At 64.3% G+C, this 15787-nt stretch carries 13 protein-coding genes; 3 read left to right on the plus strand and 10 right to left on the minus strand.

The genetic code is table 11. The annotated features are described in order from the left end of the window. Positions 1-105 precede the first annotated feature (105 nt). From msrA to msrB, 6 genes are all read right to left on the minus strand, one after another. Positions 106-771: a peptide-methionine (S)-S-oxide reductase MsrA gene (msrA, locus tag E5K00_RS19595; protein WP_135464960.1), complete on the minus strand. Its 666-nt coding sequence runs from the start codon at positions 769-771 to the stop codon at positions 106-108. Between the two features lie 109 nt (positions 772-880). Beyond that, a complete protein-coding gene (locus E5K00_RS22985) occupies positions 881-1141 on the minus strand; it encodes an anti-sigma factor family protein (RefSeq protein WP_210114338.1) in 261 nt (86 codons plus the stop codon). A 5-nt stretch (positions 1142-1146) separates the two neighbouring features. Further along, on the minus strand, positions 1147-1761 hold the full coding sequence (locus E5K00_RS19605; protein ID WP_167856955.1) for a sigma-70 family RNA polymerase sigma factor: 615 nt from the start codon (positions 1759-1761) through the stop codon (positions 1147-1149). Between the two features lie 308 nt (positions 1762-2069). Next, positions 2070-2885 (minus strand): molybdopterin-dependent oxidoreductase, encoded by an 816-nt coding sequence (locus tag E5K00_RS19610; RefSeq protein ID WP_135464962.1) that lies wholly within the window; start codon positions 2883-2885, stop codon positions 2070-2072. Positions 2886-2896: 11 nt separating this feature from the next. Further along, a complete protein-coding gene (locus tag E5K00_RS19615) occupies positions 2897-3604 on the minus strand; it encodes a cytochrome b/b6 domain-containing protein (protein ID WP_135464963.1) in 708 nt (235 codons plus the stop codon). A gap of 68 nt (positions 3605-3672) precedes the next feature. After that, positions 3673-4212: a peptide-methionine (R)-S-oxide reductase MsrB gene (gene msrB / locus E5K00_RS19620; RefSeq protein ID WP_135464964.1), complete on the minus strand. Its 540-nt coding sequence runs from the start codon at positions 4210-4212 to the stop codon at positions 3673-3675. A gap of 455 nt (positions 4213-4667) precedes the next feature. On the opposite strand from msrB, the gene E5K00_RS19625 reads away from it, so the two are divergent. Further along, on the plus strand, positions 4668-5228 hold the full coding sequence (locus E5K00_RS19625) for a hypothetical protein (protein WP_135464965.1): 561 nt from the start codon (positions 4668-4670) through the stop codon (positions 5226-5228). Between the two features lie 359 nt (positions 5229-5587). Here E5K00_RS19625 and E5K00_RS19630 read toward each other — a convergent pair whose 3' ends face one another. The 3 genes from E5K00_RS19630 to E5K00_RS19640 all read right to left on the minus strand — a co-directional run bounded on the left by E5K00_RS19630 (position 5588) and on the right by E5K00_RS19640 (position 11035). Further along, a complete protein-coding gene (locus E5K00_RS19630) occupies positions 5588-7222 on the minus strand; it encodes a 3-(methylthio)propionyl-CoA ligase (RefSeq protein ID WP_210114339.1) in 1635 nt (544 codons plus the stop codon). A gap of 66 nt (positions 7223-7288) precedes the next feature. Next, positions 7289-7666 carry a GxxExxY protein gene (locus E5K00_RS19635; RefSeq protein WP_135464966.1) on the minus strand — a complete coding sequence of 126 codons (378 nt, stop codon included), beginning with the start codon at positions 7664-7666 and terminating at the stop codon, positions 7289-7291. Between the two features lie 84 nt (positions 7667-7750). Next, positions 7751-11035 carry a glycoside hydrolase family 3 N-terminal domain-containing protein gene (locus tag E5K00_RS19640; RefSeq protein ID WP_262710097.1) on the minus strand — a complete coding sequence of 1095 codons (3285 nt, stop codon included), beginning with the start codon at positions 11033-11035 and terminating at the stop codon, positions 7751-7753. A gap of 335 nt (positions 11036-11370) precedes the next feature. Here E5K00_RS19640 and E5K00_RS19645 point away from each other — a divergent pair, with 335 nt between their 5' ends. Next, positions 11371-12669 (plus strand): carboxypeptidase-like regulatory domain-containing protein, encoded by a 1299-nt coding sequence (locus E5K00_RS19645; protein ID WP_167856956.1) that lies wholly within the window; start codon positions 11371-11373, stop codon positions 12667-12669. 217 nt (positions 12670-12886) lie between these two features. Here E5K00_RS19645 and E5K00_RS19650 read toward each other — a convergent pair whose 3' ends face one another. Further along, positions 12887-13603: a 3-ketoacyl-ACP reductase gene (locus E5K00_RS19650; protein ID WP_135464968.1), complete on the minus strand. Its 717-nt coding sequence runs from the start codon at positions 13601-13603 to the stop codon at positions 12887-12889. 293 nt (positions 13604-13896) lie between these two features. Here E5K00_RS19650 and E5K00_RS19655 point away from each other — a divergent pair, with 293 nt between their 5' ends. Then, on the plus strand, positions 13897-15777 hold the full coding sequence (locus E5K00_RS19655; RefSeq protein WP_135464969.1) for a DUF885 domain-containing protein: 1881 nt from the start codon (positions 13897-13899) through the stop codon (positions 15775-15777). Positions 15778-15787 lie beyond the last annotated feature (10 nt).

Here is a 15787-nt window from a genome sequence, read left to right on the forward strand (position 1 = left end):
AAGCGTGTGCGGCAGTAGCCGGCTGGCGCGAGAAACGAATCCGCCCCCGACTGCGGGTGTAGTCGGGGGCGGATTTCGGGAGTGTGCCGTCAGTAGCCAACGCCATTACATTGGCAGCTTTTCGTCTTTCAGCAGCTGGGGAAACAGCTGGCGGAAGTGCTCCACTTTGGGCCTCGACACGTGGTCGATGTAGCCCTGGGTGGGGTGGAGGCGGTAGTAGCCCTGGTGGTATTTCTCGGCCGGCCAGAAGCCGGTGAAGGCCGTTACCTGGGTCACGATGGGGGCGGAGTAACGCTTGGAGGCATTGACGCGCCGGATGGCCGCCTCGATCAGCTGCTTTTCCTGGGGCGTGCGGTAGAAGGCTACCGAGCGGTATTCGGGGCCGGTGTCGGGGCCCTGGCGGTTGAGCTCGGTGGGGTTGTGCGCCCCCAGCAGAAACACGTCGAGCAGCTGGGCGTAGGTGACCACCTTGGGGTCGTAGTACACCTGCACCGATTCGGCGTGGCCGGTCTGCCCGCTGCCGACCTCTTCGTAGCTGGGGTTCTTGGTGGTGCCGCCCGCGTAGCCCGACACCGCCTCGCGCACGCCGCGTACTTCCTCAAAGGTTTCCTCGTGGCTCCAGAAGCAGCCCCCGGCGAAGGTGGCCACTGCCAGGCCGGTAAGGTCTTTGGGCGCGGCCCCGGCCGTGGAGCGGGCGGGCGCCTGAGCCTGGGCCGAGCCGGCCACGCCCACGGTAAGCAGAACGGATAAACAACGGGTGAGCAGGTTCATACGGCAGCAGGAAATAGGTGAAATGCGGAATGAAGCGCCGGTTGCGTCCGGCTTTCGGGTGGGTAGACGCGCCGCCGGGCCGTTCCTTACTGGGCCAGCAGGAAAAAACTTACGAGCGGCCCAGACCGGCCTGGCGCAGGCGCTCCTGTAGACGCTGCCGGGCCTCGGCCGACAAGCCGGCTTGCTCGGGAGCTGCCGTGGCCGCGCGGGCCAGCTCGGCAATCAGCACGGTTTGGCGGGCGTAGCGGCGGCAGTAAGGGCAGTAGCGCAGGTGCAGCCACAGGCTGTTGCGCTCCGTCGGCGGCAGGGCCGCCTCGGCGCGCTGCTCCAGCAGCAGGGTGGCTCGTTGGCAGGAAATGATTCGTAGCATAGACATTACGCGGTAGCAGCCCGACCCAGGCCGTTTTTTTCCAGGCAGCGCCGCAGCTGCAGCTTGGCCCGGTGCACGAGTACCCAGTAGTTGGCCGCACTCAGCCCCAGCTCCCGACAGATTTCCTCGGCGGAAAGTTCTTCGACAAAGCGCAGGGCAAACACGGCTTCCTGCTGGGGCGGCAGCTTTTGCTGGCACCGCCGCAGCACCTCGCGCAGCTCCTGTAACTCCATCGGCCCATCGGCCGGGTCCCAGCTGATGGGGTGCTGCTCGCCCCGCCAGTGGCCGTTGTGGAGCTCGAAGAAAGTAGCTTCCGTAGGGCCGGTAGCGTCCAGGGCCTCCAGGCCAATTTCGGGGTGGCGGGCCCGGCGGCGGTAGTAGTCGATGAGCTTGCGCTTGAGAATCACGAACAGCCAGGTGCGCTCCGAGGCCTCGGCCCGAAACGAAGCCAGTCCGTCCAGGGCGCTGAGCAAGGTATCCTGCACCAGCTCCTCGGCGCTGGCCGCGTCGGGCACGCGGGCCCGGGCGTAGCGGTAGAGCTCGTCGCCGTAGCGGGCCAGCCAGAGCTGGGGTTCGGGAGGTGCCGGGGCGGCGGCGGGCAGGTGCGAGGGTAAGGACACAGCAAGCAGCAAGTGAAACAAGAAGAAGCGGGGCGCCGGCAGCCGGCCCCGCTCCGCACAACCTAACGAAAAATCACCTGCCTGTGGTTTAGGTGGTGGATGCTGATTACTAGCACTGTCATCCTGAGCTTTGCGAAGGAGCTTCCTCCATGTCCTGATAAGTCAATTCAACGTGCTAAAGCCTTCAACTGCGAATGAAGAGGGGTTGCGCGTTGGGATAACCCGTTGTGGGGTAGAGGAGGAAGGTCCTTCGCAAAGCTCAGGATGACAACCCTAACAACGGACAATAAACAGTCAACAACTGCCACCTACAGACTCGAATGCCAGTCGTAGCCTCGCTCGGCCCAGTAGTCGGGGGGGCGCTGGTCGGTGAAGGCCAGGGTGCCGATGCGCTTGAGCTGCTTGATGCCGTACTTGAGCGGGGTCACCAGGCGCAGGGGCGCGCCGTGGTCGGGCGTGAGGGGCTGCCCGTTCATCTCGTAGCACAGCAGCGTCTGAGGGTGCAGGGCGCTGGCCAGGTCCAGGCCCACGTAGTACTTGCCGTCGGGGGTAGCCAGGCTAGCGTAGCGGGCCTGGTCGGCGGGCTGCCCGGTGCCGGGCGCGGGACGCGGGTCGGTAGCCAGCGGGTAGCGGGCCAGCAGGTCGGAAAGCCGGGCCCCGGCCCAGGTCACCACGGTGCTCCAGCCCTCAATGCACCTAAGCTCGGTGGTCATTTCGACCCGGGGCAGGGCCTGGATGTCGGCCAGGGTAAACTCCTGGTTGCGGGCTGCGCCGCCCGGGGCGTAGCCTTGCACGCGCAGCCGCCAGGCCGTCAGGTCCAGGTCGTCTTTCAACCCCACGTGCCCATTCACGCGCGGCATTCGGGCCCGGCTTTTTGGAAACACCGGGGCCAGCTGGGCGTTGCTCAGGTACTCGCCGGCCAGCTGGCCGTTGGCTTCGAGCACCCGGCGCAGGGGCTGGGGCACGCCCTGCTCGGCGGGCCGGGTCACGAGCCAGCCCCAGCCGCCCAGGCCCGCCAGGCCGGCCAAGCCCAGCGTGATAAACGAGCGGCGGGAGCGGCGGGCCGCTTCCTGCTGCGCCTCGGCGTCGGTCAGGAGCCGGCCGGGTTGTGGTTGGTCAGTCATAAGACGCAAGCTTAGGCGGGAAGAGTAGGAGAGGAAGCCGGGGGCGTGGGGGCCGGAGCCGGGTCGGGTACGTCCACCACCTCGAAGCCCGCTACCATCGCCCGGAAGTTGTTCCAGCCGGCCCGCACCACCTGGGCAATGTGGACCACGAAAAACAGGACGTACCCGATAGTCAGGGCGAAATGCTCGAGCCGGGCCCACTCGTAGCCGCCCAGCAGGGTCGTCAGCCAGGCCAGCTGGGTGGGCTTGTAAATCGCCAGGCCGGTGAGCAAGGAGCCCGCGCCCATCAGCACCACGGCGGTGTAGGCAATCTGCTGGGCCCCGTTGAACTTCTGGGCCGGCAGCGGCTCCTTGCGGATTCCCAGGTCGTGGAGCACGGTCTGCCAGGCGCTGGCCAGGGAACGGCGGTTGGGCACCAGCTCCCGCCACTCGCCCGACACCAGCGTGTAGGTCACGTAGGCCAGGCCGTTGAGGGCAAACACCCACATCAGCACGAAGTGCCAGGCCATGCCCTGGGCCAGCTTGTGGTCCATATGAAAGGCCTGGTAAAACGACTGCGGGAAAAACTTGAGCAGCGTCGTATGGCCCCAGCCGAGGCGGTACACGTCGTTGGCCCAGTAAATCCAGAGGCCGCTCCAGATCATCAGGGCCAGCACCGGGAAGTTGAGCCAGTGGAACCAGCGGATGGCCAGCGGGTGCTTTGCAACGAGGCGTTTCATCGGCAGCGGGGCGAAAGGGTGAGGCAAAAGCGCCGCCGGCCGGCGGCGCGGATAAAGTACTGGGAAAGTTACTTGGCGGCCTCAAACAGCATGGCGTCCGAGTCCAGGCAGTAGCGCAGGCCGGTGGGCTTGGGACCATCCTCGAAGACGTGGCCCAGGTGGCCGCCGCACTGGGCGCACACGATTTCGTCGCGACTCATGCCCAGGGTGTTGTCGGCCGCGACCTTGAGGCTGCCCTCCGCGGCCGGGGCCCAGAAGCTGGGCCAGCCCGTGCCGCTCTCAAACTTGGTGTCGGAGGTAAAAAGCAGGTTGTGGTCGGCGGCGCAGTAGTAGCGGCCCTTCGCGTGGTTGTTGAAGTACTTGTTGCGGAAGGCCGGCTCGGTGCCCTGCTGGCGCAGAATAAAGTACTGGGCCGGGGTGAGCTGCTTACGCCACTCGGCATCGGTCTTGCGGACCGGAAACTCGTTGGGCTTGCCCGTGACGGGCCGGGGCCGGGGGTAAGTGCCAGCCACGGCCTTTTCGGCCCCGGAAAGGCGGGTAGCGCCGGGGCGCAGCGTGGTGAAGGCCAACAACGCCGTAGCCGCGAGCAGGCAAAGCAGAGTACGCATAGCAAAGGTAAAGTACAGGTAGCCAGACCCGTTTGAGTCTTATAGCCCGGTAGACGCCCGCCCGGCTCTTTCCTTACAGCCCACCCGAAAAATAGTTTGCCCGCCCCGCCGCCGTGGGGCGGGAACTGCGCCGCCTGGGCCTTGGCGCTGGGTTCTCAGTGGCAGCCGGGGAGCTAGCGAGGTGGCGCCTCACCCCCCGGCCCCCTCTCCGAAAAGGAGAGGGGGAGCCAGACGATTATCGGGGGGCGTTTCCGAACGTTGGATAAGGACCGGTTGCAAGCAAGCAAGCAAGCAAGCAAGCAAGCAAGCAAGCAAGCAAGCAAGCAAGCGCCGTGGCTCCCCCTCTCCTTTTTCGGAGAGGGGGCCGGGGGGTGAGGCGCCACCCCCGCGCCGCAAGCTTCCAAAATACCGGCCCTTTGCCTACCTTATCCGACTCCTAATATCTTCTCTATCCTATGGCCCGAGTAACCGGAAACAGCCTGCTGCGTGGCCTCAGCGGCACCCTGGGCAACATCACCATCCGCCAGGTCGGCAAGGAAACCATCGTCTCGGCCGCCGAGGGGCCCAAGAAGGCACCGCCCTCCGAGAAGCAGCTGATCCAGCGCCAGCGCATGCATTTAGCCCGGTGCTACTCGGAAATCCTGAAGCAAGACCCGGCCCTCAAGGCGCTTTACGCCACCGGAATTACCGACCGCCTCAAAAACGCCCGCCTGGTTGCTATCAGCGACTTTATGAACTCGCCTGAAGTCCTGGGAGCCGACCTAAGCGCCTACCGAGGCCGCCCCGGCGACGGTATCCGCCTCTACGCTACTGATGATTTCGCCGTCGTGGGCGTAGAGGCTCGTCTGTACTCGGCCGCTGACCAGCTCCTGACCCAAGGGCCGGCGGTGCTCCAACCCGACGGCTGCTGGCTGTTCCGCCTGCCTCCGGCTGGTCTACCGCAGTCCGCCACCCGCCTCGACGTAGTGGCCTCCGACCGGCCCGGCAACCATACGCTCCGGCAGTTTCCGCTGTAGCCTGCGTTCCTGCGTTTTGTCCTATCCGGCCAGCTTCCGGGTATGGCGCTTCCTGCCACTTAGTCTAGAAGCAGTCTAGAGCCAGTCTAGAAGCAGTCAAGAAGCACTATAGCGGAAATATCCACTTTCCCCGGACCTGCCCCGGGACTTCCCGCGTGCCATTGCGAGGCGCACCCGAAGGACAGCGTAGCTAATCCGTCCTCTGCGCGGGTAGCCCCGGCCTGTTACCAGAAAGCCCTTTCCTACGCGCTGGTGGGAAAGGGCTTTGGTGCGTTGGTATTGCCCGCGGTGGGGTAGGGGAGGAAGGTCCTTCGGCTGCGCCTCAGGATGACAGACGGAAATTGACAAACGGGGTAGAGTTACTTACCGGCCGGGAACTCGTAGCCGTGGAAGTCCTGGCGGAGCTGGGTTTTGAGCAGCTTGCCGGTGGCGGTGTGGGGTAATTGGTCGACGAACTCTACCGCGTCGGGTGTCCACCAGTGGGCTACTTTGCCCTCGAAGAAGGCCAGCAGCTCCTCTTTACTGACCTCGGCTTCGAGCTTGCGCACGACCACCAGCAGGGGCCTTTCGCTCCACTTGGGGTGGGGCAGGCCGATGACGGCGGCCTCGGCCACGGCGGGGTGGGCCACGGCCAGGTTTTCCAGGTCGATGGAGCTGATCCACTCGCCCCCCGACTTGATGACGTCCTTGGACCGGTCGGTGATGTTCATGAAGCCGCTGGGGTCGATGGTGGCTACGTCGCCGGTGCGGAACCAGCCATCCGGGGTAAACTGGGCCCGGTTATCGGACTGGTAGTAGCCGCCGGCCACGAAGGGGCCGCGCACGAGCAGGTCGCCGAAGGCCCGGCCGTCGTGGGGCAGCTCGTGGCCCTCGTCGTCCACGATTTTCAGGTCGATGCCGAAGATGGCGCGGCCCTGCTTGGTGCTAATGGCAAACTGCTCATCGGGGCTGAGGCTGAGCTGCTGGCTCTTGGGCGTGTTGACGGTGCCCAGGGGCGAGGTTTCGCTCATGCCCCAGGCGTGGCGGATGGTCACGCCCAGCTCCTCGTCGAAAGCCCGGAGCAGGGCCGGCGGGCAGGAAGCTCCGCCCACTATCATCTTGGAAAGCGTGCTGAAGCGGGCCTTTTTCTCCCGCATGAAGGTGAGCAGGCCAAACCAGATGGTGGGCACCCCGGCCGAGAAGGTCACGCCCTCGTTCTCGAACAGCTCGTACAGGCTGGCCGCGTCGAGGCCGGGGCCGGGCAGCACCAGCTTGCAGCCGATCATGGGGGCCAGGTACGGTATGCCCCAGGCGTTGACGTGGAACATGGGCACCACGGGCAGAATCACGTCCCGGGCCGAGCAGTTGAAGCAGTCGGGCAGGGCCGCGGCGTAGCTGTGCAGCAGCGTGGAGCGGTGGGAGTAGAGCACGCCCTTGGGCTGGTCGGTGGTGCCGGAGGTGTAGCAGAGCGAGGAGGCGGTGTTCTCGTCGAAATAGGGCCACTCAAACTCGGGCTTGTGGGCGGCCAGCAGGTCTTCGTAGCAGCGGATGTCGGGTAGGGTGCTGGCCTCGGGCATGTGGGCGCGGTCGGTCATCAGCACCCAGCCTTCCACCTTGGGGCAGTGCGGGGCCAGCTTCTCGACCAGGGGCAGAAAGGTCAGGTCGAAGAAGATGAACCGGTCGGCGGCGTGGTTGATGATGTAGACGAGCTGCTCGGCAAAGAGGCGGGGGTTGATGGTATGGCACACCGCCCCGATACCCGAGACACCATAGTACAGCTCGAAGTGGCGGTGGTTGTTCCAGGCCAGCGTCCCGATTCGGTCCCCGTTTTGCACGCCCAGCTCGGTCAGGGCATTGGCCAGCTGCTGGGCCCGCAGGTGGGCGGCGTGGTAGGTGTAGCGGTGGATGCCGCCCTCGGTCAGGCGGGTCACGATTTCGGTGTCGGCGTGCCACTTGGCGGCGTGCTGCAGGAGCCCGGCGATGCGCAGGGGCTCGTTCATCATTAATCCTTGCATACGGTTTGGATGGGGTTTCACGCAGTGTTTCGCAGTGGAAGGCGCAGGGTCTCGCAGTGGTCGTTCTTACAGACCGTTGACGAGGCGGTGCATGTGGTCTTTGAGGTGGGCTACGTTGAAGTTGATGAGCTGGCCCAGCTTGAGGTTGGAAAGCTTGAGGTAGGTGAGGAGCTGCTTGAAATGTACTTCCTGCAGGGCCTCTACGGATTTGATTTCTACGATTACTTTTCCGGCTACCAGTAGGTCGAGGCGGAAGCCGGCTTCCAGCTGCACCCCGGCATAAACCATCGGCAGGGCCACCTGCGTCTGCACCAGCAGGCCCAGCTGCCGCAGCTCATGGGCCAGGGCTACCTCGTATACCGATTCGAGCAGCCCTGGCCCGAGAGCAGTATGCACCTTAAAAGCCGCCCGACGAATCTCAAACGAAATATCATTCTCAGTCATAATTCCTATATCTAGTTTCCGCTGAATATAAGAACAACACTGCGAAACCCTGCGGTTTACCACCGCGAGACACTGCGTGAAACCCTACTCCTCCACCGTCGTCTCCACCTGCTGCTTCTGCGCCCTGCGGATACTTTCCAAAGCCACCTGCAGAATGTCGGTCCGCACGTTCAGCTCGCCGATCTTGTTGTTGCGCCGGGTCGGGTTCACGCGGTTGGACAGGAACACGTAGACCAGCTCCTGCTCGGGGTCGACCCAGAAGAAGGTGCCGGTGAAGCCCGAGTGGCCGAAGCTGCTGGCCGAGGCGTCGGGGGCGGTGTTGCCGGCGGGCGGGGTGGCCGGCCGGTCGAAGCCCAGGCCGCGGCGGTTGCCCTGGTCGCAGAACTGGCAGCGGGTGTAGTCGGCCAGGATTTCGGGCTTGAGAAGCTGCTGCCCGCCGTACTTGCCCTGCCAGGCGTAGGTCTGCACCAGCTTGGCCAGGTCGTTGGCGTTGCCAAAGAGGCCCGCGTGGCTGGAAAGGCCGCCGAGCAGGGCCGCGCCCTCGTCGTGTACGGTGCCGTGCAGCTGCTGGCGGCGGAACAGCGAGTCGTACTCGGTGGGGGCAATGCGGCGGCGCGGGAAGCGGCGGGTGGGGTTGAAGCCCAGGGTGGTGGCGCCCAGGGGCCGGTACACCTGCTGCTGCAAAAACTGGTCGAACGGCAGGCCGGTGATGCGCTTGACCAGCAGCGGGTAGAGGTAGAAGGATAAGTCGGAGTACACGTAGCCCGGCTTCTCGTTCAGCGGCGACTCGCCGATCTGCCGCACCAGCTGCGCGGGCAGATCCTGGCGGCCCCAGAGCTTGGTAGCCACTTGCAGCGGGAAGCGGGCCGAGGAATCGGGGCGGAAGAAGCGGCGGCTGAGCTGGGCGTCGGGAGCGGGCTTCTTATTAGGATCGGGTTTGCTAAAGCCTGAGAACAGGCCCGCGAAAAATCCTTTGGGCCGGGTGTAGCCCTGCCAGAACGGAATCCAGGCTTTCAGGCGGGCCTGGTGGGCCAGCACGTCGCGCAGCTTCAGGTCCTGCTTGTTGGTGCCCTTGAGCTCGGGGAAATAGTCGCCCAGGGTTTTGTCGGGGCTGAACTGGCCCTGTTCCTGGAGCTTCAGCAGGGCCGGCACGGCCGCCGATACTTTCGTGAGCGAAGCCAGGTCGTAGAGGTCGGTGTTGCGCACCGGGCGACTGGGCTTACCGGCCTGGGCCGGGGTGTCGGCGAAGCTGTGGGTGCCGTAGCTTTTGCGCAGTACCACCGTGCCCTGGCGGGCAATAAGCACTTCGCAGCCCGGCATGGCGCGGGCGGCCAGCGCCTGGGCCACGATGGAGTCGACGCGGGCTTCGAGGTTGTTGTTCATGCCCACGTCTTCGGGGAAGCCGTAGCGCAGGCGCTGCCCGCCGGTGGTGTTCAGACCAAAGCCCTGGCTGTACTTGTCGGTCACCGTTACGGGTAGCTGGCCGGTGGCGCCGATACCGCCGAAAATCACCTGGGCCGTTGTTTCCTGGGCGTTTTTGCTTTCCTGGTAAGCCAGCAGCACAGCGTCGGCCCGGTCCAGGTCCCGGATTTTGGCCACGGCGTAGGCATTGCCAAACACGCTGACGACGACGCGCTGCCGGGCGCTGGTCAGCTCGCGCAGCAGCAGGTTGGTTTCGGGCGTCACGCCGAAGCTGGTGGCCGGCTGCCGGCCCAGGTTATTGACGCCCACCAGCACCATATTGTAGCGGGCTAGCTGGTTGCGCATCTGCGTCAGCTCGTCGAGCGTGGCGGTGGCGCTCAGCCAGTAGTGGTCTGCGGGGGCGTAGTCGGCGGCGAGGCGCTGGAAGTCGGTGGTGTCCTTGGTGCCGATGGTGAGTGTGGCCAGGCGCAGGGTGTCGAGGCGCTGGAGGGGCAGCACGTTTTTCTGGTTGCGCAGCACCGTCACGCTCAGGCTGGAAAGCTTCTGGCTCAGGGCCTGGGCGTGCACCGAGTTCAGGTCGGGGTAGAGGTTGCGCAGCTCGATGGGGCGGTATTTGTTCAGGCCGGCCCACTGCTTCAGAGCCAGTACCTTGCGGCAGCGGGCGTCGATGTCTTCCTGCCGGAGCTGGCCCGCGTTGATGGCGGCGCGCACCATCTGCAGGGCCAGGGGAATGTTTTTGGAGAACTCCAGAATGTCGTTGCCGGCCAGCAGGGCGCGCAGGTCGGCCTCGCCGGGCGGGTACTTGCTGATAACGCCCTTCATGTTCATGGCGTCGGTGAAAATTACGCCCTGGAAGCCCATTTGCTGCTTGACCATGCCCGTGATAATCGGCTTGGAAAGCGTGCTGGGCATGCCGGTGCTGTCGAGGGCCGGCACGTTGAGGTGGGCAATCATGATGCCGCCCAGGCCGCGCCGCATCAAGTCCCGGAATGGAAACAGCTCCAGCGTATCGAGCCGCCGCCGATCCACGCGCACCAGGGGCAGGGCCAGGTGGGAGTCGGTGTCGGTGTCGCCGTGGCCGGGAAAGTGCTTGGCTACGGCCAGCACGCCCGCGTCCTGCATGCCGCGCATGTAGAGGTAGCTTTTCTCGGTCACGTTTTCGCGCTGCTCGCCCCAGCTGCGGAAGCCGATGACGGGGTTGGCCGCGTTGTTGTTCACGTCGACCACCGGCGCGAAGTTGACGTGCATGCCCAGGCGCTTAAACTGCGCGGCCACTTCCTGGCCCATGTCGTAGAGCAGCTGGTTCTGGCGGATGCCGCCCATGCTCATCTGGAACGGGAACTTCACCACGCTGTCGAGGCGCATACCCGCGCCCCACTCGCCGTCCATAGCCACCAGCAGGGGCACTTTGCTCTGGCTCTGGTAGCGGTTCAGCAGCTTGCTTTGCCGCACGGGGCCGCCCTGGAAGAAAATCAGCCCCCCGATGCCGTACTGCTGGATCAGGGTCGAAATGGAGTCTTCGTCGATCCGCTTGCGGTTGGAGTAGGCCGCCACCATAAACAGCTGGGCCACGCGCTGGTCGGGCGTGAGGGTCTTCATCACCGAATCGACCCAGCGCGAGGAAGCCAGCTGGCTGGCAAACGGCACCGGCTGGGCGCCGCGCGGCCGGGCGGCCGGGGCTTTGGCGGTGGCCGGCGCCGTCGTCGGTTTCGCCGCGGCAGCGGCTGCGGCGGCCCTGCGGGCCCGGGCTTTGGCGGCGGCCGCCTGGGCTTCCCGGTAGTCCAGGATTTCCTGGCGACGGCGGGCGGCGGCGCTTTGCCGGCCGGGCCGGGCGGTGGTGGTTTTCTTTTTGGCGGAAGACTTCTTGCGGCGCTGGGCGTTGGCGTCGGCCGGGCTGAGCACAACCAACAGCAGCCACAAAAACGAGAGGAGGCGGGCGAAAGACAAAATCGGAATAGCGGTTAGCCAGGGGTGAGGCTGCTAATTTAGCGGAATGTGGGGTGTTGGTGGCGTCGGCCGCGCCGCACGGCCGCTACCGCACTGCCAACGGGGCCGCGCTGCCGACCAAGCCGACCCGGTAAGGCAAAGAAAAAGCGTTGCCAGGCAACCGCGGGCTTCGAGTGGTGACGTTGTGCTGTAGCCCGGGTTTTTGCGCGGACCGGAAAACTTTCCCTGTGCAAAGCCAGAGCGGTCCTACTTTTGCAAGGCCGCATACCCTTCCGGGCTCCGGGGCCGTTTACCGGGTCAGGAGCCTTTCCTCACTTATCCTATCTGCCGTTTTGATGACTTTCGCTGCTTCCGTCTCTTCTGCTGCCGCCACCCGGCGGCGGTTCCGGCCCGCCGCCCTGCTGCTGGTGCTCGGCCTGTTGTTTGCCCAATTTGCCCAGGCCCAGCAGCTGCGCGGCGTCGTGCTCGACAAGGATTCCAACCAGCCGCTGCCCTTCGCCAGCGTGTCGGTGCCGGGCACCACGTTGGGCACCACCACTAATACCGAGGGCGAGTTCTCGCTGAAAGTAAACAAGCTGCCCATCACGCTGCTGATTTCGGAGCTGGGCCACGTGCGCGACACCCTGCGCGTGACCTCCAACGCCGAGCTGCTGCGTGTATCCCTGGCGTCGGCCACCATCACGCTGCCCGAGGTGAAAGTGGGCAGCTACGCCTTCCGCCTCGTCGATAGGGCCTTCCGCCAGTTGCAGCGCAGCTACAGCCGCAAGTTCTACGGCAAGGCCTTCTACCGCCAGACCACCCGCATCGGCGGCGAGCCGACCGAGCTGCAGGAAGTAGTCTGGAACGTGAAGTCGACCACGGCCCGCATCGAGGGGACGGCCATTGCCCAGGGCCGCTACGCCGCCAAGCAAAGCCTGACCAGCTTCAGCAACTTCTCGCTCTACACCAAATCCTACGGCCTCTACGACGCCAACGCCGATACGCTCAAGTCATTGGCCCTGCTGAGCCCCAACGCGGTGAAAAACTACCTGCTGGACCTGAAAGGCGTAGTGGCCGGCCCCGACAGCACCAAGGGCGGCATTGCCGAAATCGACTTCGAAACCCGGCCCGAGCTTACCCGCTACAAGGCCCAGGGCACCATCTGGATTGACGTGGACAGCTACAAAGTGGTGCGCTACCGCATGACGACGCCCAACTTCACGGCCTCCACGTCCAACGTCAACCAGAAATTCCGCAACACCAAGCTCGACATCGAAATGTCGTTCCAGAACACCGAGGAACCCATTGCGCCGCTCGAATACATGAAGGTGAACCTCTCCGCCGAGCTGACCACGCCCGGCAAGCCCGCCACCCCGCTCACCGTCTCGTCGTTCACCTTCTTCTACGACACCAGCACCACGCCCACCAGCATCCCGTATGCCCGCGTCAGCGTGCAGGACCGCGACCTGGAGGCCATCAAGAGCATCAAGTACGACCCCGAGTTCTGGGCCAACAACCCCGTGGTGAAGCGCACCCCGGTCGAGGACGAGGTCATTCAGTCGTTCGAGAAGCGCGGCGCATTCGGCACGATGGTGCCCAAGGCCGAAGCCAAGCCCGACGTGCGCATCGATAAAAACGGCCGCGTTATCAAGTAGGTAGCGCTGCTTAGCGCATAACGAAAAAGGCCCCGGAAGCTACTTCCGGGGCCTTTTTTAGTTATAGCAGCTTGTGCTCTAACGCAGGGCGTCATGCAGAGCGCAGCGAAGCATCTCGCGTGCTGACGTTGTAGGAGTAATCATATAGCATTGCACGCGAGATGCTTCGCTGCGCTCTGCATGACCTTTCTAACGGCCTCTCAACGTGCTGAGCCAACTACGGGTTGGTGCTCCACATGCCGGCTTCCTTGATGAAGATGCGGCGGCTGAGTTTGAGCTGGGCGATGATGAACTCGGCCAGATCCTCGGGCTGCATTACCTTGTCGGGGTTGCCGTCGGTGAGCTTGTTGCCGATGGCCAGCTCGGTGGCCACGGTGCTGGGCGTGAGGGCCGACACCCGGATGTTCTGCTTGCGCACTTCCTGCATCAAGGACTCGGTGAGGCCCAGGATGGCGAACTTGGAGGCGCTGTAGGCGCTGGTAGTGGCCGCGCCGCGCTGTCCGGCGGTGGAGGCAACGTTGATAATGTCGCCGGTTTCGCGGGCTATCATCTGGGGCAGCACGGCCCGGGTGACGTAGTAGGTGCCCAGCAGGTTTACCTGGATGATCTTTTCCCACTCGGCCGGGTCCATGTCCACCAGCTTGGCGAAGGTGCCGATGCCGGCGTTGTTGATCAGGATGTCGAGGGTGCCGAGCTCGTCGAGGGCCTGGGCTACGGCGGCTTCCACGGCGCCGCGGTCGGCCACGTCGGCCGTTACTACCACGGCTTTCACGCCCAGGGCTTCGATTTCCCGGGCTACTTCCCGGAGCTGGCTTTCGGTGCGGGCCAGCAGGGCCACGTTGACGCCTTGCTGGGCCAGGGCCAGGGCCACGGCCCGCCCGATTCCTTTGCCTGCGCCCGTTACCAGGGCATTTTTTCCGGCTATTTCCTGCATTGTATGTGAGTTGTCGTGAGTGATTGGGTTGTATAACCGCCCGGAGGCTTCCGGGGTTTTTCGGGGCGGCTGTTTCTGCTGTCTGCCGTTGGGCTTTCCTGTCATCCTGAACGCAGTGAAGGACCTTATCACGCTGGCACGAGTCGTTGTGGCGCTTGTCGTTCAACTGTTATAAGGTCCTTCGCTTTGCTCAGGATGACAAACGCCTGGTCCGGCAGCTTTCCGGTGGCGCTGGTGTCTTTTCCGGCCAAACGCTTTACCTTCCCACCTCAACCACTACACATTCTTCCGGAATGAAAAAACTTGCTCTGGGCGGCCTGCTGGCCTGTGCGCTGCTGGCGGCCTGCAACCAGCAAAAAACCGCCGACAACGCCTCTTCTACCACCGAAACCGGCTCCGCTGACGTGAAAGACCTCGCCACGCTGTTTACCAACTACTGGGAAGAGCAGGCCAAGCTGTTTCCGCTGGCGGCCACGGCCCAGGGCGACAACCGCTACAACGACCAGCTGCCCAACGACCAGACCAAGGCTTTCCGCGCCGGCTTGCAGGAGTTTTACCAGCGCTACCTCAGCCAGCTCCAGAAATTCGACCGCGCCACGCTGTCGGAAAACGACCGGATCAGCTACGACATCTTTCAGTACGACCTGCAAGCGCGCCTCGCCGGGCTCAAGCTGGGCATCGTAGTGGGCAGCGACTACCCCAACAGCTGGATGATTCCGTTCAGCCAGTTCGGGGGCCTGCCGATTTCGCTGGGGCAGTTTGGCTCGGGCTCGGGCGCGCAGCCCTTCAAAACGCCCCAGGACTACGACCAGTGGCTGGGCCGGGTGCACGGCTTTCCGGCCTGGGCCGATTCGGCCATCAGCAACTTCCGCCAGGGCATGAAGGCCGGCGTGATGCTGCCCAAAGCATTGGTAGAGAAGATGATTCCGCAGATGCGCGACCTGGTGGTGACGGACGCGGCCAAGTCCCTGTTCTACGGGCCCATCAATGCCTTCCCAAAGGACTTCTCGACCACCGACCGAAAGCGGATTTCCTCGGCCTACCAGGAAGCTATTCTCCAGGAATTGTCGCCGACGTATAAGAAGCTGGCCGACTTCCTGGAAACCGAATACCTGCCCAAGGCCCGGCCCAGCACCGGCATTTCGGCCCTGCCCAACGGGGCGGCGCAGTACGCTTTCCTGGCTAAATACTGGACCACGACCGACAAGACGCCGGAGGAAATCTACCAGACCGGCCTCGCGGAGGTCAAGCGCATCCGCCAGGAAATGGAGCGGGTCAAGGCGCAGGTGGGCTTCAAGGGCGACCTGCCGGCTTTCTTCGCCTACCTGAAGACCGACAAGCGGTTCATGCCCTACAAAACGCCCGAAGAGGTGCTGGGTGCCTTCCGGAAAATTCAGGCCACCATCGACCCCAACCTGAAAAAGATGTTCGGGCGCACGCCCAAAACCGGCTTCCAAATCCGGCAGACGGAGGCTTTCCGCGCCGAGTCAGCCTCGGCCGAGTACAACCAGGGCACGCCCGACGGCTCCCGCCCCGGCATTTTCTACATCCCGATTCTGGACGCCACCACCTTCAACACGACCTCGGGCATGGAGTCGCTGTTTCTGCACGAAGCCATTCCGGGCCACCACTACCAGGTGTCGTTGCAGCAGGAAAACGAGAGCCTGCCCAAGTTCCGCCGCTTTGCCTGGTACGGGGCAATGGGCGAAGGCTGGGCGCTCTACACCGAAAGCCTGGGCAAGGAGCTGGGCCTCTATACCGACCCGTATCAGTACATGGGCGCGCTGGGCGACGAAATTCACCGCGCCATTCGCCTGGTAGTCGACGTGGGCATGCACACCAAGAACATGACCCGGGAGCAGGCCATTAAGTACATGATGGACAACGAGGCCATCGGGGAGCAGGGCGCTACCGCCGAAATCGAGCGGTACATGGCCATTCCAGGCCAGGCCCTGAGCTACAAGATCGGGCAGCTCAAGATTCGGGAGCTGCGCGACAAGTACCACACCCAGCTGGCGGCCGGTGCTTCGGGCAAGTTGCGCGAGAAGTATCCGCGCCAGAACGCCGAGCACTTCAGCCTCAGCGCCTTCCACGACGAGCTGCTGAAGGACGGCGTGATGCCGCTCTCGGTGCTGGAGCGCAAAATGGACGACTGGGCCGCCGACCAGAAGTAGCTTCCGCAGA

This window comes from Hymenobacter aquaticus (assembly GCF_004765605.1).
In the GTDB taxonomy this organism is placed as follows: domain Bacteria; phylum Bacteroidota; class Bacteroidia; order Cytophagales; family Hymenobacteraceae; genus Hymenobacter; species Hymenobacter aquaticus.